The sequence below is a fragment of the Streptomyces sp. NPDC030183 genome (assembly GCF_055573455.1).
Genome location: NZ_JBVIBK010000002.1, coordinates 28733 through 49904, shown reverse-complemented (window position 1 = coordinate 49904; position 21172 = coordinate 28733). Strand labels below are relative to the sequence as shown.

Annotated in this window: 19 protein-coding genes; 7 read left to right on the top strand and 12 right to left on the bottom strand. The window is 72.3% G+C overall.

Translation table 11 applies throughout. The features are described 5' to 3' along the window. Positions 1-202: 202 nt before the first annotated feature. The 3 genes from ACZ4Z2_RS03100 to ACZ4Z2_RS03090 form a co-directional block, all read right to left on the bottom strand. Positions 203-1087, bottom strand: a complete 885-nt coding sequence (locus ACZ4Z2_RS03100) for an acyl-CoA dehydrogenase family protein (RefSeq protein ID WP_468071774.1) — start codon at positions 1085-1087, stop codon at positions 203-205. Positions 1088-1237: 150 nt separating this feature from the next. Next, complete coding sequence (locus ACZ4Z2_RS03095; protein ID WP_468071772.1) at positions 1238-2368, bottom strand: acyl-CoA dehydrogenase family protein; 1131 nt, start codon at positions 2366-2368, stop codon at positions 1238-1240. Between the two features lie 16 nt (positions 2369-2384). Then, on the bottom strand, positions 2385-3578 hold the full coding sequence (locus tag ACZ4Z2_RS03090) for an amidohydrolase family protein (RefSeq protein WP_468071770.1): 1194 nt from the start codon (positions 3576-3578) through the stop codon (positions 2385-2387). 170 nt (positions 3579-3748) lie between these two features. Between ACZ4Z2_RS03090 and ACZ4Z2_RS03085 the strand changes: the two genes are divergently transcribed. After that, on the top strand, positions 3749-5245 hold the full coding sequence (locus ACZ4Z2_RS03085; protein WP_468071768.1) for a class I adenylate-forming enzyme family protein: 1497 nt from the start codon (positions 3749-3751) through the stop codon (positions 5243-5245). 22 nt (positions 5246-5267) lie between these two features. Here the strand turns inward: ACZ4Z2_RS03085 and ACZ4Z2_RS03080 are convergent, their stop codons facing one another. Further along, entirely contained in the window at positions 5268-5780 is a 513-nt protein-coding gene (locus ACZ4Z2_RS03080; protein WP_468071766.1) for an EF-hand domain-containing protein, read from the bottom strand. A 216-nt stretch (positions 5781-5996) separates the two neighbouring features. Beyond that, the gene (locus ACZ4Z2_RS03075) at positions 5997-6401 is read right to left on the bottom strand and encodes an STAS domain-containing protein (protein WP_468072320.1); all 405 of its coding nucleotides are present in this window, start codon (positions 6399-6401) and stop codon (positions 5997-5999) included. Positions 6402-6901: 500 nt separating this feature from the next. Here ACZ4Z2_RS03075 and ACZ4Z2_RS03070 point away from each other — a divergent pair, with 500 nt between their 5' ends. Together ACZ4Z2_RS03070 and ACZ4Z2_RS03065 are read left to right on the top strand one after the other, a co-directional pair. Further along, positions 6902-7483, top strand: coding sequence for a sigma-70 family RNA polymerase sigma factor (locus tag ACZ4Z2_RS03070; RefSeq protein ID WP_468071764.1), 582 nt, complete (start codon positions 6902-6904; stop codon positions 7481-7483). Further along, positions 7480-9027, top strand: a complete 1548-nt coding sequence (locus ACZ4Z2_RS03065) for a zf-HC2 domain-containing protein (protein WP_468071762.1) — start codon at positions 7480-7482, stop codon at positions 9025-9027. The genes ACZ4Z2_RS03070 and ACZ4Z2_RS03065 overlap by 4 nt, the downstream gene beginning before the upstream one ends. A gap of 218 nt (positions 9028-9245) precedes the next feature. Here ACZ4Z2_RS03065 and purU read toward each other — a convergent pair whose 3' ends face one another. Together purU and ACZ4Z2_RS03055 are read right to left on the bottom strand one after the other, a co-directional pair. Then, complete coding sequence (gene purU / locus ACZ4Z2_RS03060; protein ID WP_468072318.1) at positions 9246-10127, bottom strand: formyltetrahydrofolate deformylase; 882 nt, start codon at positions 10125-10127, stop codon at positions 9246-9248. Between the two features lie 157 nt (positions 10128-10284). Further along, positions 10285-10785, bottom strand: coding sequence for an SCO4402 family protein (locus ACZ4Z2_RS03055; protein WP_468071760.1), 501 nt, complete (start codon positions 10783-10785; stop codon positions 10285-10287). Between the two features lie 128 nt (positions 10786-10913). Here ACZ4Z2_RS03055 and ACZ4Z2_RS03050 point away from each other — a divergent pair, with 128 nt between their 5' ends. After that, positions 10914-12239, top strand: a complete 1326-nt coding sequence (locus tag ACZ4Z2_RS03050; RefSeq protein ID WP_468071758.1) for an ABC transporter substrate-binding protein — start codon at positions 10914-10916, stop codon at positions 12237-12239. Between the two features lie 16 nt (positions 12240-12255). On the opposite strand, the gene ACZ4Z2_RS03045 is transcribed toward ACZ4Z2_RS03050, so the two are convergent. Both ACZ4Z2_RS03045 and ACZ4Z2_RS03040 read right to left on the bottom strand, forming a co-directional pair. Next, entirely contained in the window at positions 12256-14055 is a 1800-nt protein-coding gene (locus ACZ4Z2_RS03045; RefSeq protein ID WP_468071756.1) for a hypothetical protein, read from the bottom strand. 259 nt (positions 14056-14314) lie between these two features. Further along, positions 14315-15697 (bottom strand): transcriptional regulator, encoded by a 1383-nt coding sequence (locus ACZ4Z2_RS03040; RefSeq protein ID WP_468071754.1) that lies wholly within the window; start codon positions 15695-15697, stop codon positions 14315-14317. Positions 15698-16045: 348 nt separating this feature from the next. On the opposite strand from ACZ4Z2_RS03040, the gene ACZ4Z2_RS03035 reads away from it, so the two are divergent. Further along, the gene (locus ACZ4Z2_RS03035) at positions 16046-16729 is read left to right on the top strand and encodes a bifunctional DNA primase/polymerase (RefSeq protein ID WP_468071752.1); all 684 of its coding nucleotides are present in this window, start codon (positions 16046-16048) and stop codon (positions 16727-16729) included. A 207-nt stretch (positions 16730-16936) separates the two neighbouring features. Continuing rightward, positions 16937-17077, top strand: a complete 141-nt coding sequence (locus ACZ4Z2_RS03030; RefSeq protein WP_468071750.1) for a hypothetical protein — start codon at positions 16937-16939, stop codon at positions 17075-17077. A 68-nt stretch (positions 17078-17145) separates the two neighbouring features. On the opposite strand, the gene ACZ4Z2_RS03025 is transcribed toward ACZ4Z2_RS03030, so the two are convergent. The 3 genes from ACZ4Z2_RS03025 to ACZ4Z2_RS03015 all read right to left on the bottom strand — a co-directional run bounded on the left by ACZ4Z2_RS03025 (position 17146) and on the right by ACZ4Z2_RS03015 (position 20159). Further along, complete coding sequence (locus ACZ4Z2_RS03025; RefSeq protein WP_468071748.1) at positions 17146-17763, bottom strand: TOPRIM nucleotidyl transferase/hydrolase domain-containing protein; 618 nt, start codon at positions 17761-17763, stop codon at positions 17146-17148. 87 nt (positions 17764-17850) lie between these two features. Further along, positions 17851-18765, bottom strand: a complete 915-nt coding sequence (locus ACZ4Z2_RS03020) for an alpha/beta fold hydrolase (protein WP_468071746.1) — start codon at positions 18763-18765, stop codon at positions 17851-17853. Between the two features lie 701 nt (positions 18766-19466). Then, on the bottom strand, positions 19467-20159 hold the full coding sequence (locus ACZ4Z2_RS03015) for a metal-dependent transcriptional regulator (RefSeq protein WP_468071744.1): 693 nt from the start codon (positions 20157-20159) through the stop codon (positions 19467-19469). A 224-nt stretch (positions 20160-20383) separates the two neighbouring features. Between ACZ4Z2_RS03015 and ACZ4Z2_RS03010 the strand changes: the two genes are divergently transcribed. After that, positions 20384-21142: an SIS domain-containing protein gene (locus ACZ4Z2_RS03010; RefSeq protein WP_468071742.1), complete on the top strand. Its 759-nt coding sequence runs from the start codon at positions 20384-20386 to the stop codon at positions 21140-21142. Positions 21143-21172: the final 30 nt, after the last annotated feature.

Sequence of the window (21172 nt, the reverse complement as noted above, 5' to 3'; positions counted from 1 at the left end):
CAGGGGCAACACCGGGCTTGCTGGGCCTCGGAACCACTCGCATCCCCCAGAAGGTACCGGAGTCGGACTCCGACTCCAGGCCGTGACAAGTCACACCTAGGACACAACCCGGTATCAACGCTCGGTAATTCCGGTATGCCACGTTCCGCGACATTTTCTCATCACGCCGCCACGGACTTCACGGCTGCCCTGGTCAGCGCGGTCAACGGGACTCGACCAACAGTTCGCCCGCCAGCGCCTCCTCACTGTCCGTCACCAATCCGCCACGTTCTGCCCGGACCCACGCCCGCTTCAGACACAGGTGGACGTCGGCCTCCCAGGTGAACCCCATACCGCCGTGGACCTGGAGACAGTCGCGGGCGCCGCGCACGGCCGCCTCGTCGGCCAGCAGCCGGGCCGCCGCGATGTCCACGGGGTCGGCGGTGACGGCCGCCGCGTAGACGGCCGCCCTGGCGACCTCCACCCGGACCAGCAGGTCGGCGCAGAGGTGCTTGACCGCCTGGAACGCGCCGATCGGCCGCCCGAACTGCTCGCGGGTCCGGGCGTGTTGCACGGCCGCCTCACACGTCCGCACCGCCGTGCCGAGTTGTTCGGCGGCGGTGAGCAGCACCAGGAGGGCGTCCGGCCCGGCCGTACGGTCGTGCCCCGGCACCCGGTGCAGCGGCGTCAACGGGTCGACGGACCGCACCGCGACCGCGCCGGTCGCGTCCCCCGTCACCACGTCGGCCGCGTCCAGCCACTCGACCAGGCCCCCGCCTCCGACGGTGGTCACGACGGTCTCCCCGGTCGCGGCCCCCGGCACCACTCCCGCCGCGAGATGCGTGGCCACCAGCGGCCCGGGCAGCAGCGCGCGCCCCGCCTCCTCGAACACCAACACGGCCTCGGGCAACCCCAGCCCGACCCCACCCTCGGCCTCCGGCAACCGCAGCGAGAAGAACCCGGCGTCCCCCAGTTCCCGCCAGAGCCCCCGATCGACCCGAGGAGCCTCGACGCCCTCCCGCAAGGCGTCCCGCCCGAACCGCCGATCAAGCAACCTCCGCACAGCACGCTTCAAGTCAAGCTGCTGCTCATCAAGTCGAAACCGCATCCGAGGACCCCCAGTCAAAGCCGAGCACGCCCACGCCTTCAGGGGCGCGGGGAACTGCGCGACCAGCCACATCCCACCCGCACCCGCACCCGCACCCGCACCCGCCAACCCACGGCACACCTCCATCCCCTAGGCGCCCCCGCCCGACCCTCACCCCTTCGGCAGGCCAAGAATCCGTTCGCCCACGATGTTCCGCTGGATCTCCGAGGTCCCCGCCGCGATCGTGTACGACAACGAACTGAGCCGATCGAGCACCCACGCCCGCCCGAGATCGACCCCCTCCGGCCCCAGCACCCCCACCGCCGCGTCGTACAGCTCCTGCCGCGCACGCGAATATCTCAGCTTGAAGACAGAACCCCCCACCCCCGGCACCCCTCCGGAGGACTCCGCCTCGCTGACGTTCCACTGGGTGAGCCGCCACAGCGTCCGGAACTCCGCGTTCAGCCGCCCCAGCCGCCGCCGGACGGCGGGGTCGTCCCACCGCCCGTTCGCCCGCGCCTCTCTCGCGACCTCCCCCAACACCCGTCGGCACGCGACGACTTCGCCCACGAAGGCCGTGCCGCGCTCGAACGACAGGGTCACCATGGTCACGCGCCAGCCGTCGTTCTCCTCGCCGACCCGGTTGGCGACCGGGACCCGGACCTCGTCGAGGAACACCTCGGCGAACTCGGTGGACCCGGCGAGCGTGCGCAGCGGCCGTACGGTCACACCGGGCGCGTCCATGGGCATGGCCAGCCAGGAGATGCCCCGGTGCTTGGGGGCGCCGGGATCGGTCCGCACGAGCAGCTCGCACCAGTCGGCGACCTCCGCGTGGGAGGTCCAGATCTTGGACCCGGTGACCACGTAGTCGTCGCCGTCGCGGTACGCGCGCGTGCGCAGCGCCGCGAGGTCGGAGCCGGCGTCCGGTTCGCTGAAGCCCTGGCACCACACCTCCTCGCCACGCAGCACCGGCGGCAGCCAGCGCGCCCGCTGCTCGTCCGTGCCCTCGGCGGCGATGGTGGGCCCCGCGTGCAGCAGCCCCACGAAGTTGGCGCCGACGTAGGGCGCGCCGGCCTTCTCGGTCTCCTCCAGGAAGATCAGCCGGACGGTCGGGGAGGCGTCCCAGTGGACGTGGGCGTACCCGGCGTCGTAGAGCGTCCGCTGCCAGCCGAGGTCGTACGCGCGCCGGGCGGGCCAGTCGTCGGGGGACGGCTTCGGCGGCAGGGTGGGCAGGACCTTCGCCAGCCACTCCCGCAGCCCGGCCCGGAACTCCTCCTCCTCGGGGCTGTACGCGAGGTCCATGACCGGGGGCCGCCCGTCACCTGTCGAGGTCGAGGTCGAGCATGCGGATCGCGTTGCCGCGCATGAGTTTGTAGACCGTCTCGTCGTCGAGGCCCTTCACATGGTCGAGGGCGACCTCCTTGGTGTGCGGGAAGGTCGAGTCGACGTGCGGGTAGTCGGTCTCGAAGGTCGCGTTGTCGCGTCCGACGACGTCCAGTGAGGCGACGCCGTGCTTGTCGCGGAAGAAGCAGCAGAACATCTGCCGGTAGTAGTACGTCGACGGCGGCTCGGGGATCAGGTCGCGGACGCCGCCCCAGGCACGGTGCTCCTCCCACACGTCGTCGGCGCGTTCGAGGGCGTACGGGATCCAGCCCATCTGCCCTTCGCTGTACGCGAGTTTCAACCGCGGGAACCTCACCAGGACCCCGCTGAAGAGGAAGTCCATCATCGAGGCCATCGCGTTGTTGAAGGAGAGCGACGCCTGGACGGCGGGCGGGGCGTCGGGGGAGGCGGCCGGCATCTGGGAGCTGGACCCGATGTGCATGTTGACGACCGTGCCGGTGTCCTGGCACACCGCGAAGAACGGGTCCCAGTAGCCGGAGTGGATGGAGGGCAGCCCCAGGTGGGTGGGGATCTCGGAGAAGGTGACGGCCCGGACGCCGCGGGCGGCGTTGCGGCGGATCTCGGCGACGGCCAGGTCGATGTCCCACAGCGGGATCAGGCACAGCGGGATCAGCCGGCCGCCGCTGTCGCCGCACCACTCCTCGACCATCCAGTCGTTGTAGGCGCGCACACAGGCCAGGGCGACCTCCTTGTCGTGCGCCTCGGCGAAGGTCTGCCCGCAGAAGCGGGGGAAGGAGGGGAAGCAGAGGGACGCCTCGACGTGGTTGAGGTCCATGTCGGCCAGCCGCGCCTTGGGGTCCCAGCAGCCGCGCCGCATCTCCTCGCGGGTGATGCCCTCCAGCGTCATCTCGTCGCGGTCGAAGCCGACGGCCGCGATGTTGCGCTTGTACGGGAACTTCAGGTCCTCGTAGATCCACCAGTCGGTGGGCTGGCCCTCGGGGTCCATCGTGATCTGGTACTTCCCGGCGACATAGGCGAGCTCGCCGATGCCGGCGGTCAGCGGCTGCGGGCCGCGCTCCCGGTACTTCGCCGGCAGCCAGGTCTCGAAGAGGTGCGCGGGCTCGATCACATGGTCGTCGACGCTGATGATGCGGGGCAGTTCGGTCATGGATCCCCCACTCGATATCACTGACACCCAGTATCTGATGGGTCGTCAGATCCTTGTCGAGCAGGTTAGTGGCACACCCCTGGACCGACAAGGCGCCCCGGCCTACGCTCTGCCCACCATCTGACAGCTCGTCAGTTTCTCCCGACGAGTCCTCCAGGCAGGGGGCCGCTGTGAACGAAACCGCCCACGCGCTCGGCACGTCCCGCACCCTCTGGGAACTCCTCGACGGCCGCGCCTCGCTCACCCCCGACCGGCCCGTCCTCCTCCAGGACGACCGCACCCTGACCTTCGGCGAGCTGCGCTCCCGTGCCGAGCGGGTGGCGGCGGGCCTGCACGACATGGGCGTACGCCCTGGGACGGTCGTCGCCTGGCAGCTGCCCACCCGCATCGAGACGGTCCTGCTCTCCTTCGCCCTGGCCCGCCTCGGCGCCGTGCAGTCCCCGGTCATCCCCTTCTACCGCGACCGCGAGGTCGGCTTCGCCCTGCGGGAGTCGAAGGCGCAGTTCTTCGCGGTCCCCGGCGGGTGGCGCGGATTCGACCACACCGGGATGGCCCGTCGGTTGGGCGCCCGCGGGGTCTTCGAGGCGTACGACGCCCTCCCGGTCGGCGACCCGGCGGTCCTGCCCGCCCCGCCGGCCGACGGCACCTCCGTGCGCTGGATCTACTGGACCTCCGGCACCACCTCCGACCCGAAGGGCGTCCTGCACACGGACCGCTCCCTCATCGCGGGCGGCTCCTGCCTCGCCCACGCGCTCCGCCTGACCGGCGACGACGTCGGCTCCATCGCCTTCCCGTACGCGCACATCGGCGGCCTGGACTACATGGTGATGCTGCTGCTGTACGGCTTCCCGGCCGTGCTGTTCGAGCACTTCGCGCTGCCGTCCGCGCTGGAGGGCTACCGCAAGCACGGGGTGACCGTCGCGGGCGGGTCGACGGCGTTCTACTCGATGTTCCTGGCCGAGCAGCGCAAACAGCCGGGCGTCCCCGTCGTCCCCACGCTGCGGCTGCTCGCCGGCGGCGGCGCGCCGAAGCCGCCCGAGCTGTACCACGCCGTCGTACGGGAGATGGGCGTCCAGCTCACCCACGGGTACGGCATGACGGAGGTCCCGATGATCACCATGGGGGCGCCGGACGACTCCGCGGAGAACCTCGCGACCACGGAAGGGCGTCCGCCGGAGGGGATGGAGATACGGATCGTCGACGGGGAGGTGCGGTTGAAGGGGGAGGCCGTCTGCCAGGGGTACCTGGATCCGGAGCAGTCGGCGGCGGCGTTCGACGCGGACGGCTTCTTCGTCACGGGCGACCTCGGCCGGCTGACGGACAGCGGGCACCTGGTGCTGACCGGTCGGCTGAAGGACGTCATCATCCGCAAGGGCGAGAACATCTCCGCGAAGGAGATCGAGGACCTTCTGCACCGGCACCCGGGCGTGCGGGACGTGGCGGTGATCGGACTGCCGGACGCCGAACGCGGGGAACGGGTCTGCGCGGTCGTGGAACAGCCGCCGGAGGCCGAGGCGCTGACCGTGGCGGCGGTGACGTCGTACCTGCGCGCGGAAGGGCTGTCCGTCCACAAACTGCCGGAACAGGTGGAGGTGGTGGACGCTCTCCCGCGCAACGAGACCCTGCGCAAGGTCCTCAAGTACAAGCTGCGCGAGCGCTATACGTGAACCGGCCGGAAAGGGTCACGCATCACTCGGGCACGGTGAAGTAGCGGGCGAACGCGGTCACGACCTCCACCTCGTCCACCTTGCCGTCGGCGTTGGTGTCGAGGGCGGCGGCCGTGGCGGTGGCGATGTGCGCGGGCACACCGAGGGCCTTGAGGATGCGGGCGGTCTCGTCGACCGTGGCCGAGCCGTCCCCGTCCGCGTCCGCTACGGCGAGGGCCGCGTGCAGGAAGGGGCGGGCGATCTCGGCGAACCGCTCGGGGTTGTCGCGCAGGCGCTTGACCGCGCCGTTCACGAACTCGTCCCGGGTGATGCGCTGGTCGCCGTCCCGGTCCGCTATCCCCGCCATGCCCTGCCAGAACGCCTCGGCGCCGCCGTACAGGGCCTGGCCCTTGTCCGAACGGGCGGGGGTGCCGAACTCGTTGAGAACCGCCTTGCTCGCCGCGCTGAAGTCCTCGCGGTCGATCCAGCCGTTGCCGTCCTGGTCGAAGGTGGCGAACCGGGCGGCGATCCGGCGCTCGTACTCGCTGCTGACCATGTTCTTTCGGGCCCGCCTTACGTCGAGTGGAATGCTTGTCCGTGCCTGTCGGTGTTCTTCAGGGTTCCTCGGGTTCCCCGGACGGAGCGTACGACGTCTGCGGGCGGTGCGGAGCGCGAAAGCGACGCTTGTACCAAGACTGCGGGAATACTGGGACAACAGTGTGGCTCCCGGGGCAACCGGTGGAGGGGGTCGGGCAGGCGCGCGGGCCTCTGGTCAGGCCGAAAGGGCGTCGGCCTCACCCTCGGGCTCCGGCGCCACCGCCGACATGACGTCCGGGTGGACGTCGAAGAGCCGGCGGACGCCGAGCGCGGCCATGACCCGGTTGACGTGCGCGCCCTCCGTCGGGCCGCCGGCCCTGCCGTCGGCCGGGAGGATCAGCCGCAGCCGCCCCCGGCAGGAGCGCATGAGGCGGCGGGTGGCGATGAGGACGCCCACGCCGCTGGAGTCGCAGAAGACGACGCCCGAGAGATCGAGGACCAGACTTCGGCGGCCGTCGGCCACCGCCTCGTGCACCCGCTGACGGAGCACCGGTGAGGTCACCAGATCCATCTCTCCCGACACCCGCAGCACGGCCCACCCACCCTGCTCGCCGTCGGTCACTTCGAACTCCACCGCGATGCCTCTCAGTCGCCGAACCGGAAGCCGATACACCGCTTCCTGCTGCGCGGCTGCCCCGCCGTCGTTCCATGAAACACCCGCACTCCGCGGAAAGCGCGTGGCAACCGAGCCATTTCAGGGGCCTTTTCGGTGAGATTTACATCGAGTACGGTCACTAGTGATCGAAAACCGATCCACAAGTGATCGACAAGCGATTGAGATCGATACAAGTGCGTTCCGGAGCGGTCGATTTCGCACCTCGGAAACGCCGCACGGAACCCCGGCGGACCGGCGGCCGCCCACGTGGGCGGCCTGAACAACGCAGCGGAGGATGCCTCTACCACCTACGGCCGCGCGAGGGGCGCACATTGGCATAAAGGGGCGTGCGCGGTCAGCGGTGCCGACTACATTCGAGAACCCGGTGCACACAGGCTGGACACAGTGCGGGACGACGGCTCGGCCACCGGCCGGAACGGCCCGCGATCAGGAACGGCGCAGGCAGAGCAGGATGAGGGGGCCGTATGGCGACGCAGGACGCACCGCCCCGCTGGGACCTCAGGATGCGGCAGCGGCTGACGCGGGGCGAGGCGGCCGCGCTCGGTGAGCTGTACGACCGGTTCGCGTCGCTCGTGCACGGCCTCGCCCACCGTGTCCTGGGCGACGAGCGGGCCGCCGACGGCATCACCCGCGAGGTGTTCGTCCGGATCTGGGATGACCCCGAGGCGTACGACCCCAAGCAGGGCCCGCTGCGCTCCTGGGTCGCCGCGCTCACCCACCGGCTGGCCGTGCAGCGGCTGCGCGCCACGGAGACCGCCGCGCTCGCCGAGGGCGGCGAGGGCAGCGCCGAGGAGCTGGAGCGCAAGGTCCACCAGGCGTCGGTGGCCGCCCGCGCGGACTACATAGTGCAGGCCATGCCCACACCGCTGCGGGCCGCACTCGAACTGGCGTACTTCCAGCGCCGCGACTACCGGCGGACCGCCGCGGAGCTGGGCGTCACCGAGGACGAGGCGCGCCGCCGCCTCCGCCTCGGCCTCCAACTCCTCGCCACCGCCCACGACACCCGCCCCTCCGGCACCCCGCCCGAACCCGGGGGTACGGCGTGAACAACGGAACGACCCCCTCCGGCGCGTACGGGGAAGAGCCGGAGGACAGGGTGCCTGGGTCTCCGGAACAGCCGGACTACGGTGCGGGACGGGACGGCGGTAGCGGTGCCGGGCGGGACGGCGACGCGTGCGGGCGGCCGGAGGCCGGCGACCGCACCGGCGGTGACGCACCGGCCGGGTCGCCGCCTCGGATACCGCTTCCGCGGTCCTCCGTGGAGGACACGGGACTGCCGCTGCCGGACCCCGCCCCGCAGCCGGCGCCGCCACGCGACGACCCGGACACGTCGTCCGAACCGCCGGCGTCCGAACCGCCGGCGTCCGAACCGCCGTCGGCCGCACCCCACGCCCCCAGCCCCACCCCCGACCCCACCCCCCTCGTGCTGGAGCACCGGGTGTTGAAGGCGTTGCTCGGGGCGTGGGCCCTTGCCGTGTGCTCGGGGGAGGAGGCCGCCGCCGTCGAGGAGCACCTCGGGGTGTGCGGCGGGTGCGCGGACGAGGCCCGGCGGCTGCGCGAGGCCGTGGGGCTGCTGCACCCGCCGGAGAGCCTCGACCTCGACCCGTCCCTGCGCACCCGCGTCCTGCGGAGCTGCCTGGACCGCCGCGCGCCCCGCATCCCCGTACCGGCCTGGGCGGCGCCGTACGACGCGGAGGCGGCCCGGCTGGACGCGTTGCTGCAGGACATCGACGACGCCGACTGGCAGGCGCCCGTGCGGCTCCGCTGGTTCGGGGACGAGGGCCCGGTGGCCCGGCGGACGACCGTCGCCGGGGTCATCGCGCACCTGCTGACGGTGGACGGCCTCGTGGCGGCCGCGCTGGGGCTGGAGGACCCGCTGGAGCACCTGGCGGCAGGATCGGCCAGCCGTACTCCCGACGCGCGCACCGAGGCGTACTGGAAGGCCGCGCACCTCCCGACCGGGCGCGCGATCCGCGGGCCGTGGCGGGAGCAGAGCCACGACATCGTGCGGACGGCCTCGTTCAGAGGCGGCGGACCCGAGGGGGCCGGCGCGGGTGAGGACGCCGAGGGCGCCGAGAACTCCGGGCGCCTCATGGTGTCGTACGGCGGGTTCGAGCTGCCGTTGCGGGACGCGATGCTCGACCGGGCGTTCGAGTGCTGGATCCACGCGGAGGACATCGCGGAGGCGGTGGACTACCCGTACACCGCGCCCTCCGGACGCCATCTGCACGGGATGATCGACCTCGCGGCACGGATGCTGCCCCTGGTGCTGGCCGAGCGCCGCCGGACGGGCCTGGCGTCACGGTCTCCCGCGGCGGGCCGCCACCTCGTGGCCGCCGGCGCGCCCGGCCGCAGCCTCCGCCTGGAGATCGAGGGCTCGGGCGGCGGTGAGTGGCTCATCCCGCTGGACTCCCCCGGCGCGATCGGCTCCGCCGAGCACGAGGTCGCCCATGTCGCCCTCGACGGGGTCGAGTTCTGCCGGCTCGCCGCGGGGCACGTCCCGCCCGAGGAGGCCGCGGCCGGCCAGCTGGGCGACCGCGACGCCATCCGGGACGTCCTCTTCGCGGCGGCGTCCCTGAGCCGGATGTGACCGCTCCCGCAGCCGCGGATTCCGAGCCGCGCGCCCCGGCGTGCTAGGCCCTGTCGTCAAATTCCCACCTACCCCGCGACGCCATGCACGCGCTCTCGACGCACCGGGCCCCGACCCGAGTACGTCCAGTACACGGGTCAGGGCCCGGCACGCCGAGAGCACGCACCTGACGCCGCGGGGCCGCCCTCCGGGCGACGGCGGGAATGTGACGACAGGGCCTAGGCGAAGACGACCGTCCGTCGGCCGTTCATCAGGATCCGGCGCTCGGCGTGCCACTTGACCGCCCGGGCCAGGGCCTGGCACTCCACGTCACGGCCGATCGCGACGAGCTCCTCGGGGGTCACCCCGTGGCCCACCCGCTCGACCTCCTGCTCGATGATCGGCCCTTCGTCGAGGTCGGCGGTGACGTAGTGCGCCGTCGCCCCGATCAGCTTCACGCCCCGCGCGTGCGCCTGGTGGTACGGCTTGGCGCCCTTGAAGCTCGGCAGGAACGAGTGGTGGATGTTGATGATCCGGCCGCTGAGCTGCTTGCAGAGGTCGTCCGACAGCACCTGCATGTACCGGGCGAGCACCACCAGCTCGACCTTCTCCTGCCGGACGATTTCCAGCAGCCGCGCCTCGGCCTCGGCCTTGGTGTCCTTGGTGACCGGGATGTGGTGGAAGGGGATGTCGTACGAGGCCACCAGCTCGGCGAAGTCCGTGTGGTTGGACACGACCGCCGCGATCTCCACCGGCAGCGCCCCGATCCGCGCCCGGAACAGCAGGTCGTTCAGGCAGTGCCCGAACTTGCTGACCATCAGGACGACCCGCATCTTCTCCTCGGCGCGGTTGATCTGCCAGTCCATGTGGAAGGAGTCGCCGATCGCCGCGAAGCTCGCCCGGAGCTTGTCCAGGCTCACCGGAGCCTCCGCCGAGAAGTGGACGCGCATGAAGAACAGACCCGTGTCGTGGTCGCCGAACTGCTGGCTGTCCTCGATGTTGCAGCCGGTCATGAAGAGGTAGCTCGACACGGCGTGCACGATTCCCTGCTTGTCGGGGCAGGAGAGGGTGAGGACGTACTGGTCGGCGGGCGCCGCGGTGCGAGTGGGCTGCGCGTTCATGCCCGACAGGGTCGCATATGGCGTACCCATGTCGGCAATCGTCCCGAGGACCGGGACCCGACCGGACACCACCGGCCCCACCGGCCCCACCGGCCCCACCGGCCCCCGACCCGACCCGACCGCCCCGAACCGCTCCGCGCGGCCGCCGTCCCGTTCCCTACGCCGCCCTCGTCATGATCCGCAGCACTTCCAGCGTGCGCGGCGCTGTGTCCGGGTCCTCGCCGTCGCTCACCGAGAGGCGTACATGGGCCTCACGGGCCGCGCGGACCGCCTCGGGCCAGGCGGGGTGGTCGAGGTACGCGGAGACGGGGGCGTCCGGCCCCACCTGGTGCATGATCCGCAGCACGCGCAGCACGGCGGTGTCGACGAGCGCCGCCTCCTGGGCGTCGCGGAAGATCGCACCGACGTACTTCTCGGCGGACCAGTTGTCCAGCCAGGTGTCCTCGACCAGGCGGTACACGGCGTCGGTGACGTCACCGTATCCGTCGACGCCGGCCAGCCAGACGTCCCGCTGGAACACCGGATCGGAGAGCATGTGCAGCGCGGAGCGCACATTGCTGCGCCAGCGCCACCACGGCATGTCGTTCAGTGGCATGCCGCCCATGGTGGATGAGCGACGCCCACGACGGGAAGAGTTCTCCGAACCTTGGACGGTCATCGCTCCCGCGTTCCTCTCTGCACTCCCTCGAAAATACGATCGTAGCTTCCCGCAATTCACCTCCCAGTCACCCAGCGTTGGCCGATCGTCACGCCTGGGTTGGTCATGTGACGGAATCGTGCGGAGCCATGACCGGCAGGCGACGCACCCCAGCAGACCGTCCCACGCATATCCGCCCCGGCGGTTCCCGCCGTACCGGGACGAAACGGGCCGGTACCGCGAGAGTCGTCGCACTGGCGTTGTGCGCGTCGCTCGCCGCCGGGTGCGGGGTGGTGTCCGGCGTCACGGGGGACTCCGGGGACGGCCCCATCACCGTCATGACCTGGGCGCCGGAGAAGACCGCCGCCACCAACAAGCCCGGCATGCCCGCCATGGCGAAGGCGTACGCCCGCTGGGTCAACGCGGGCGGCGGGATCAACGGCCGTGAGCTGCGCATCCTCACCTGCAACGACCACAACGACACCGTGGGCGCCGCCAAGTGCGCCCGCCGCGCCGCCAAGGAGGGCGCCGTGGCCGTGGTCGGCTCCTACAGCCAGCACGGCCGCTCCTTCCTCGCCCCGCTGGAGTCCGCCGGCATTCCCTACATCGGCGGCTACGGCGTCACCGACGACGAGTTCTCCAGCTCGCTGTCCTACCCGGTCAACGGCGGTCAGGCCGCGCTCATGGCCGGCCTCGGCGAGCAGCTCGCGAGCGCCTGCGGCCCCGTGGCCCTCGTACGCCCCGACTCCATAGCGGGCGACCAGTATCCGCTCCTGCTGAACTCGGGGCTGCGCGCCAGGGGCCACCGCGGGGCCGAGGACCAGCTGGCCGCCGACGACGCGACCGAGTACTCGGACCACGCCCAGCAGGCGCTGCGGCGGGCCACCGGCGACCCGGCGAAGCGGGGGTGCGTGGTGCCCGCGCTCGGTGACCGGACCTCCACGTTCATGGACTCGTTCCGCCGGGACCGCAAGGACTTCCCCGCCGTGCGCACCGCCTCCGTGCTCGGCAGCGTCGACCAGTCCCTCGTCGACTCGACCGGCGGCCGGTCGGGGCCGTACGAGGGGACGTACGTCACCGGCTGGTACCCGGTGGAGACCGACGAGCGCTGGGACCGGATGAAGAAGGTGATCCGGGAGCACGCCTTCGACGACAACCGGATCGATCCGGCGGACCCGGGTGTGCAGACCACCTGGATCGCGTACACCGTGCTGAGGTCCGTCATCGAGAAGATCGGGGACGGCGAGGTCACCGCCCAGGCGATCCGCAACACCCTCGACAACGGTCTGAAGGTCACCACGGGCGGACTGACCCCGCCGCTGACCTGGCGCTTCGAGGATCTGATCGCCGCGGCCGGCTTCCCCCGGCTGATCAACCCGGAGGTCACCTTCCAGGTCGTCCGCAAGGGCCGCCTGGTCGCCGCCCGCCAGGGCTTCGTGAACGTCGAGAAGACCCTCGTCGACGCGGAGCTGTGATCCGCCGGGGCGGGGCCTAGAGCTGGCCCGCCTGCCGCTGGGTGAGGCCGTACTTGCCGGCGATGCCGTTCCACAGCCGCGCGGCCTTGGTCTTCTCGGCGCTCGCCGTGCTGCTGGCCTGGTTGCCCGCCTGGGTCTCGCCGGTGGAGCGGGCCTGGCCCCGCTTGCAGAGCTTCCTCTTGCCCGCGACCTCGTCGGCCCACGCGGCGTAGTGGTTGTCGGCGGAGGCGGACGCCTGCCACGCCTTGGTGAGCGCGGTGGTCAGGGCGGCGTTGTCGGGCAGCTTGTCGACGGACAGCTCGCCGAGCTCGGTGACGAGGTCGTTGCGCTGCTTGGCCGCGTTCCGCAGATCGGTGGCGGCCTGGCTGAGGTTGGTGCAGGAGCGGATGTTCGCGACGGCCTTGATCACGCTGTTCCGGCTGTCGCCGCTGTCCGCGAGCAGCTTGTCCAGGGCGACCGCCTGCTCCTTCGCCGGGTCGGCCGCGGCGGACGACGGCTCCTCGGCCGACGGCTCGGACGCCGCCACGGCCTTGTCGTCGCTCTGCCCATGGTCGTCCTTGGCGCCGCCGGCCATCAGGGCGCCCGCCCCGATGCCGAGGACGACGATCCCGACGCCCACGGCGGCGATCAGCGGCACCTTGGACCGCGTACGGCCCGCCGGACCGCCGCCGTCGCGTCTCGCGGAGGCCCGCCCGCCATGACCTCCGTGACCACCGTGCCCACCATGCCCCAGGCCGCCTGGACCGCCGGGGCCCTGCGGGGACTGGGCGGCGTAAGGCTGCTCGATCCTGGGCATCTGCTGCGTGGCCCCGGCCGGTGAGGCGCCCGCGGGCTCACTGCGGAAGAGGCTGTCGAACACATCCGGCTGCTGCTGCGGCGCACCGTACCCCTGGGCCTGACCCCGCCCCGGAGCCTGCGGCTGGGCGGCCACCGGCGGTATGTACTGGGTGGCGTCGGCGTCCGGGTTCCCCATCGGCGCCCCGTGGCCGGGGTTCGCGGTGGGCGGCAGGGGCCCGGCACCGTGGTCCGGGACCCGCCCGAGGTACGCCGTGGCGTCGGCCGACGCCTCCGGCGGCAGTGCGCCCGGCCCCACCGGCGGCAGGTACTGGGTCGCGGCCTCCGGGGCCGCGGGCACCGGCGGTATGTACTGCGTCGCCGCCTCGTCCCCGGGCATCGGACCGGCCGACGGCACCGGCGGCAGGTACTGGGTGGCCCCCTCGTCCACCGGCGAGGCCGGCGGCATCGGGGCTCCGCCCGACGCGCCTGCCCCCTCTCCCGCGACCGGCGGCAGGGGCATCCCGGAACCACCCCCGGCATACCCGTCGCCCCCGTACGCGGCCTGCGCCGCCCCGGGCGCTCCATAGGCGGCCTGCGGCGCCCCCTCACCCCGGTAGGCACCCTGCGACGCCCCGCCCGACCCGTACACGGGCCCAGGCTGCCCGCCCGCCCCGTACGCGGGCCCGGACCGCCCGTCCGACCCGTACGCGGGGTGGGGCGCCCCCTCCGATCCGTACGCGGGGTGGGGCGCCCCCTCCGATCCGTACGCCGCCTGCGGCGCGCCCTCCGGTGGCAGGGGCAGGCCGCCGTCCGGGGTGCTCTGGTCGCCCCACCCCGGGGCGCCGCCCCAGGAGCCGGCCTGCGGCTGGTCCCGTACGTCGTGACCGCCGTGGTTCCACGGCTGGGCCGGCGGGGTGGGGGGCACGGGAGCCGGGGGCAGCTCGCTCGGGTGCAGCGGTGCCCCGCCGTCGGAGGGCAGCACGATGCCTTCGCGCGCGGGCCGCGCCGAGGGCTCCTCGCCCTGTCCACTCTGCGTCACCGGGACTCCTACGAACGGGGGACTTGCGGAATCGTCGCCTCACGCTACCGGTTCCCGGCAACCGCCTCAGCAACCACCCGCGCCCCGCCGAGCGGCCGAGCCCCCGGGAAGTCCGCCTTCTGGGCGGACACCGCCCGGCAGAGGGGCATCGCCTCCTCGGAGGGGCGCGCGGAACCGCGCGACCGGGCCCCACAGGACGCGGCCGCGCGACGACCCGGTCCGCCCCACCGGGAGCGCAACGGGGCCCCTCCGGCCGGAACTACGCCGCCTGGAGCTCCATCCGCGCCCCGAACTCCCTGACCACCGCCTCCTCCCGGAACGGCTCCAGCCTCTGCTGGAAGTCCTCCAGATACTCGGCCCCCCGGTTGGACCGCAGCGAGCCGAGCAGTTCCACGGCCTTCAACCCCGTGTGGCACGCCTGCTCGACCTCGCGCTGCTGCACCTGCGCCGTGGCGAGCAGCACATAGCCGATCGCCCGCCGCCGGGCCCGCGACTCGGGATGCTTGGCCAGCGACTCCTCGGCCCGCCGCGCCGCCGCCTCGGCCTGCCCGAGATCCCGGTGGCAGTGCGCCAACTCGTCGGCGAGATACGCCTCGTCGAAGTGCCTGATCCAGTTCGGGTCGTCCCCGGACGACGCGTCCGCCGCCTCCAGCGCCTCGACGGCCCGCCCGGCCGCCGCCTGCGCGGCGCGCGCGTCGCCCATCAGCGCGTGCCCGCGCGCCTCCGCGGCGTGGAACATGCACTCCGCGCGCGGGGTGGCCCGACCGCGCGCCCCTTCCTGCGCCGCCCGCGCCAACTGGGCGATCTCACGCGGGTTTCCGAGCTGTGCGGCGAGATGGCTCATGGACGCGGCGAGTACATACCCGCCGTACGCGCGGTCGCCCGCGGCCTGGGCGAGCCGGAGCGCCTGGATGTAGTACCGCTGGGCGAGCCCCGGTTGCCCGGTGTCGACGGCCATGTACCCGGCGAGTTCGGTCAGCCGGGAGACCGCCGCGAACAGCTCGCGGCCCACCGCCTCCCGGTACGAGCCGGCCAGCAGCCCCGAGACGACGCTGTTCAGGTAGTGCACGACGACGGGCCGGACGTGTCCGCTGCCGTACTGGTGGTCCAGGTCGACGAGCGCCTGGGTCATGGCGCTCACGGCCGCCACGTCGGCGAGCCCGACCCTCGGTCCCGCCGTGCGGGCCACCTGGGAGTCCGGTGCCGAGATCAGCCAGTCGCGGCTGGGTTCGACGAGCGCGGAGGCGGCGACGGACGACCCCGACAGGAAGTCCCGCCGGCCCACGTCGCTGCGCCACAGCTCGCAGACCTGCTCGATGGCCCCGAGGACCGTCGGCGAGAACTGGAGCCCGACGCCGGACGCGAGGTTCTTGCCGTTGGCCATGCCGATCTCGTCGATCGTGACCGTACGGCCCAGCTTGCGGCCCAGCGCCTCGGCGATGATCGCGGGCGCCCGGCCCCGCGGCTGCTGTCCGCGCAGCCAGCGCGCGACGGACGTCTTGTCGTAGCGGAGATCCAGTCCGTGCTCCGCGCCGCACATGTTGACCCGCCGGGCCAGCCCGGCGTTGGAACAGCCCGCTTCCTGGATGAGCGCCTGGAGCCGTTCGTTCGGCTGCCTGGCGACGAGCGGCCTTGCGGCCATGGCGTACCCCCTGTGGCTGTGGTGCCTGCCCACGCGACGAGTTGACGTGTCCTCAGTGGTCGGTCCCTTCCACCACGGGGTCACACGGCCCGGTGCGCGCGCCGAACACGCGTACCGAAAGCGCGTACCCCCGTATCGAAAGGATCCGGCCTCGAAGATCAATGCCCCGCCGACATACCGAAGATGCGAGACATTCCACGATTGCCGGGGTAAACACGGATGCTGTACCCCACACGTGGCTACCCGGCTCACTCAGTGATCCCGCCCGCGCGCCCCCGCACGTGCACCCATGCGCCCCGGGCCAGTTGACGATGCTCTCCCCCGCGCATGTGACATCCGTAACCACTGATGAGCGCTAGAGTTGTGTTCATCGTGGAAGAGACCATCGCGGGCCCTGAAGCTGCCCAAATCCCGCAGCAGCGTGGCGAAACGCTGCTGGACACCGCCGTTCGATACGCCGAAGAACGTCACTGGGACGTGTTTCCCGGTACGTGGCTGGAAGCAGTCGACGGGGTGCAGCACTGCTCTTGCGGCAACACCGCGTGCGCCACCCCCGGCGCGCACCCGGCGCGTGAGGACTGGGCGACCCAGGCGACAGGCAGTGCGACCGTCGCACGCCGTCTGTGGTCCAAGCAGCCGACCGCGTCGATCCTGCTGCCGACGGGGCGCACGTTCGACACGATCGACGTTCCCGAGACGGCCGGCCTGCTGGCGCTGGCCCGGATGGAGCGCATGGATCTGACGCTCGGTCCGGTGACCTGGACGCCGGACCGCCGTATGCACTTCTTCGTGCTGCCGGGCGCGTCGGTCAAAGTCCCCGACCTGGTACGGAAGTTGGGCTGGTCCCCGCTGTCGCTCGACCTCAGGGCGCTGGGCGAGGGCGAGTACGTGGCGGCGCCGCCGACCCGGTACGGGTCACGGGGGGCCGTGCAGTGGGCGCGTCGCCCCACTCCCGCGAACCGGTGGCTGCCGGACGCGGAGGAGCTGATCTCGCCGCTCGCGTACGCGTGCGGCAGGGATGGCCGCCGATAACACGCGGGCGGCTTGACGAGCGGTTCCCGCCCTCAAGTAGCCCGCCCCCGTGGGCAACAGCGATGATCCAGCGGGGACGGGCCGCACCGCCCCCAGGGCGCTCCATCGACCTTCGCCATTCGTGTGACCGGCGGGGTCAGGGGGAGACCGTACGGGCCGGGATCGCGGCGGACCCCCTTTCGTGGCCACCCCGGCGCCGGGAAGCCCGTGACGGCCTCCATGGCCCTGTCCCACTCGGACTTCGAGACGGCCCGGCGTGAGATCGGCCGACTCCACGAGGCCCTGCTCGCCCACGCCCCCACCGGCTCCCGCCCGAACGACGAACTGCTGACAGCTCTGCACGGCTGAGCCCCCGAGCCGCGAAGGGCGTGAGGGCAGGGGGCGGCGGTCATCGGCCGGCGGACCGCCGTGCGTGGTCAGAGGGTGGCGAACAGGGCGTTCAGGGGGGCGGGTACACGGTCCGGGGCGAGGGCCTCGACCAGGACGCGGCCGTACTGGATCTTGCGGCCCTTCTTCGTGCCGAAGAAGCGGCGGAGCTGCTGCTGGGGAGGGCGCCCCTGCTGGGCGGGCTGGCGGAGGAACGTCCGCAGGGGGCGCAGGTCGCCCTCCGCGCGGACGAGTTCCTGGACGCGGGTCACGCCGAGCGCCCGGATCAGCTCGTCCTCCAGGTCGGCCGCGCACACGAAGAACCCCTCGGGCGCCGCGCCGGCGCGTTCCCAGCCGCGGGCGTAGTAGTCGCGCTCCCGCTCGTCGCACAGCCCGGTGAGGCGGAGGCCGAGGCCGGACGGGCCGAGGAGCCCGGCGAAGCGGCCGACGCTCATCGCGCCGCCCATCGGCAGGACGCACACCCCTTCGGCGACGAGGTCGCGCCCGCGTCGCGCGGCGAGCGCGTCGACCGCCGCGACATCGCTGGGCCCTTCGAGCAGGACAACCGCCCGGACCCCCACCGTCGAGGCCAGGTCCCGCGCCGGGTCACCCGGCCCCCCGGCAGCCCACTCGATGGCCGCCTGCCGGAACGCCCCCATGTCTGCCATGCCCCAAGTCTCCGCCGTTCCGGTCCCCCGACGGTAGGCATTTTCGGGGAAGGGCCCCCGAGCGGTGCGCTCTGGGGCCCTGAGGCGTCAGTCGGTGAAGCCGTCCAGGAACGGCTCTATCGCGGCGCGCCACGCGTCGGGCTGGTCGTAGTGGACCAGGTGCCCCGCGTCGGCGACCTCGGCGTACTGGCCGTGGGGCAGGACGCGGACCATCTCCTGCGCCTCGGCGCGGCCCAGCTCTCCGTCGAGCCCGCGGACCACGAGGGTCGGGCACCGCACCTGGGTGAGCTCCTCCCAGTGGGCGTCGTACACCCACGTCTCGCGGGTCGTCAGCATCTGCTCGGGCTCGAAGACGGGCCGCCAGCCGTCGGGGCCCTCATGCATGACCTCGGCGTAGAACTCGCCTCGCGAGGGGTTGGGGCGCTCCACCCACGGGTCGTCCTCGCCGAACCACTTGCGGACGTCGGCGAGGGTCGCGAAGGGCAGCGGCCATGCCTTGAACCAGTTCTCCCACTCGCGCTGGGAGGCGGCGCCCAGCGCCGAGGCCCGCATGTCGCAGATGATCAGACCACGCACCAGGTCCGGGCGCTTGGCGGCCAGTTGCCAGCCGGTGAGCGCGCCCATGGCGTGGCCGATGACGACGACGGGGTCGAGGCCGAGCTGCTCGATCGCCGCCTCGGCGTCCTCCACGTAGGCCTCACGGGTGTAGGCGGCCTGCTCCGGCTTCTCGCTCCGGCCGTGCCCCCGCTGGTCCAGGGCGACGGCGCGATGCCGCTCGGAGAGCCAGCGGGCGGTGGGCGCCCAGTGCGAGGCGCGGCCCATGAGGCCGTGCAATAACAGCACCCCGGGCCTGCGCTCGCCGCCGGGTTTCTCTCCCGCCGCCGCCTCGGTCCGTCCCCGGGTCAGGTCGCCGGGTATCTCCCCGGTCTTGGGCGGGTCCCCGAACTCCCAGGCAGCGAGACTCACGCCGCCCGTTCCGGTCACGTCGATGCGCCGCGTCATTGGCACCCCCCACACTCCCGCTCGGACCGCTCGCTCCCCGGCTCTCGCCGCGCTTCGAACCGGGTGGTCCATTCGTCCTGACCGCTGTCGTACCGCTGTCGTACCGCTGTCGTGCTGCCCTTGCTGTTCGCGCCGTGGTGCGCGCCGCTCGAACGGCGCGCACCTGTTGTTACAGCGCGCGTACCGATCGGCACGTTACGTATGGGATGCGTGAGCCGGTCCGGGACGGGCCGCTGGACGAGACGCCACGCCGTACACGTTATCGAAAACACATTCGAAGATGCCGTTCCTGGCGACAACACCCCTCATTCGAGTGACCCGCCTCAAGGATTGCCCGCCTCCACTGAGGGGAGATCTTCAACGGGAGGCGGACCGCTCGGGGAAAACGGTCCGAGGGGGATGACCCTGGGAGCTCGGGGCTCCGGGTCAGCACAGGGGAGGACAGGCCCCGGCGCCGCACGGCGCCGGGGCCCTCCTCATGTCCACGGCACATCCGCCCCGCCCCCTCCTCCGCCACCGCGAGATCGCCGTCTCGGGCGGCCAAGAGCCCCTCAGGTCATATGCCTCACGGGCAAGCCTCGCACGCGAACGGTCCGCGCGCTGCGATTCGACGCAGTGAATCTCGGACTTCGACGGGCGGCCGGAGGACGGCCGAGGCAGGGGGCGCGACGCGCGTCATGGACCCGGTCCGCGCCGGGGGGTCAGGGCTTGGCGACGAAGACGTGCGAGGCGACGTCGGCCGCGAGTTCCGCGGCCTCGCCGCCGCTGCCCACGAGGACACCGCCGGCCGCCTCCGTCACGCTCACGACGGAGCCCGGCTGCACCCCCGCGCGCCGCAGCGTGTACATCAGCTGCGCGTCCGTCTGGATCGGCTCGCCGATCCTGCGCACGACGACCGTCTTGCCCTCGTTGCCCGGGTCGAGGTCCGCCAGCGACACCATGCCCTCGTCGAGGAACGGGTCCGCGCCGTCCTTCTCGCCCAGCTCCTCCAGACCGGGGATGGGGTTGCCGTACGGCGACTCCGTGGGGTGCCGGAGCAGTTCCAGCACGCGGCGCTCGACGGCCTCGCTCATCACGTGCTCCCAGCGGCACGCCTCCGCGTGGACCTGCTCCCACTCCAGGCCGATCACATCGACGAGCAGACACTCCGCGAGGCGGTGCTTGCGCATCACGCGCGTCGCCAGGCGGCGGCCCTCCTCGGTGAGCTCCAGGTGCCGGTCCGCCGCGACCGAGACCAGGCCGTCGCGCTCCATGCGCGCGACCGTCTGGCTGACCGTCGGGCCGCTCTGATCGAGGCGCTCGGCGATCCTGGCACGCATGGGGACCACACCTTCCTCTTCGAGCTCGAGGATGGTGCGGAGATACATCTCCGTCGTGTCGATCAGTCCGGACATACGTGCCCCTCGATGAGATTCAGCGGCTTCGCTGCGCTGGCCCTGGACCCAATTCTTACGCATCCCACTGACAACCGGGTCTTCGCTGCCGTTTTCCGAGGGTGCCCTCCCAGGATGCCCTTCGAGGAGCGCGCGGATGCCGTCCTCCGCTCCGCCGTATTGACACCCCACTGGTCCAGACCTCTAACGTGATCGCAGGTCGGACGGAGCGGAGGGGTGCGGGCATGGCGGACGGCACTGCGGCGGCACGGCGTTTCATGGACGCGGCCATCGGGCTGGTGGAGCGCGTACGGGACGAGGAGGCCGAATCCCTCGCCGCCGCCGGGAAACTCGTGGCGGACACGGTCGTCGACGGCGGCCGTCTCTTCGCGTTCGGCGCCGGCCACTCCTCCCTCGCCGCCCAGGACCTCGTCTACCGGGCCGGCGGTCTGGCGCTGATGAACCTGCTGACCGTCCCCGGCGCCGTCGGCGTCGACGTGGTGCCCGCGACGCTGGGCTCCGCGCTGGAGCGGGTCGACGGACTGGCGACCGCCGTGCTCGACAGCAGCCCCCTGCGCGCCGGCGACCTCCTGATCGTCATCTCCCTGTCCGGACGCAACGCCCTCCCCGTCGAGATGGCGCGGCACGCCCGCGAACTCGGCGTGAGGGTCATCGGCGTCACCTCCGTCGCCTACGCCACGGCGACGACTTCACGCCACTCCTCGGGCACCTTCCTCAAGGACCACTGCGACCTCGTCCTCGACTCCAAGATCGCCGTCGGCGACGCCGAACTCACCCACGATGCCGTGCCCGCCCCCTTCGCCCCGGCCTCCACCGTCGTCACCTCCGCGCTCCTCCAGGCGGTCATGGCCACCGCCGCCGCCGACCTGGCCGACCGGGGCGTGCAGCCCCCGCTGCTGCGGTCCGGGAACGTCGACGGCGGCCTCGACTGGAACGACCATGTCTTCCGGGAGTACGGCGACCGCATCTTCTACCTGCGCTGACACGACTCCCTCGGGTGTGTAGGGCGGAGG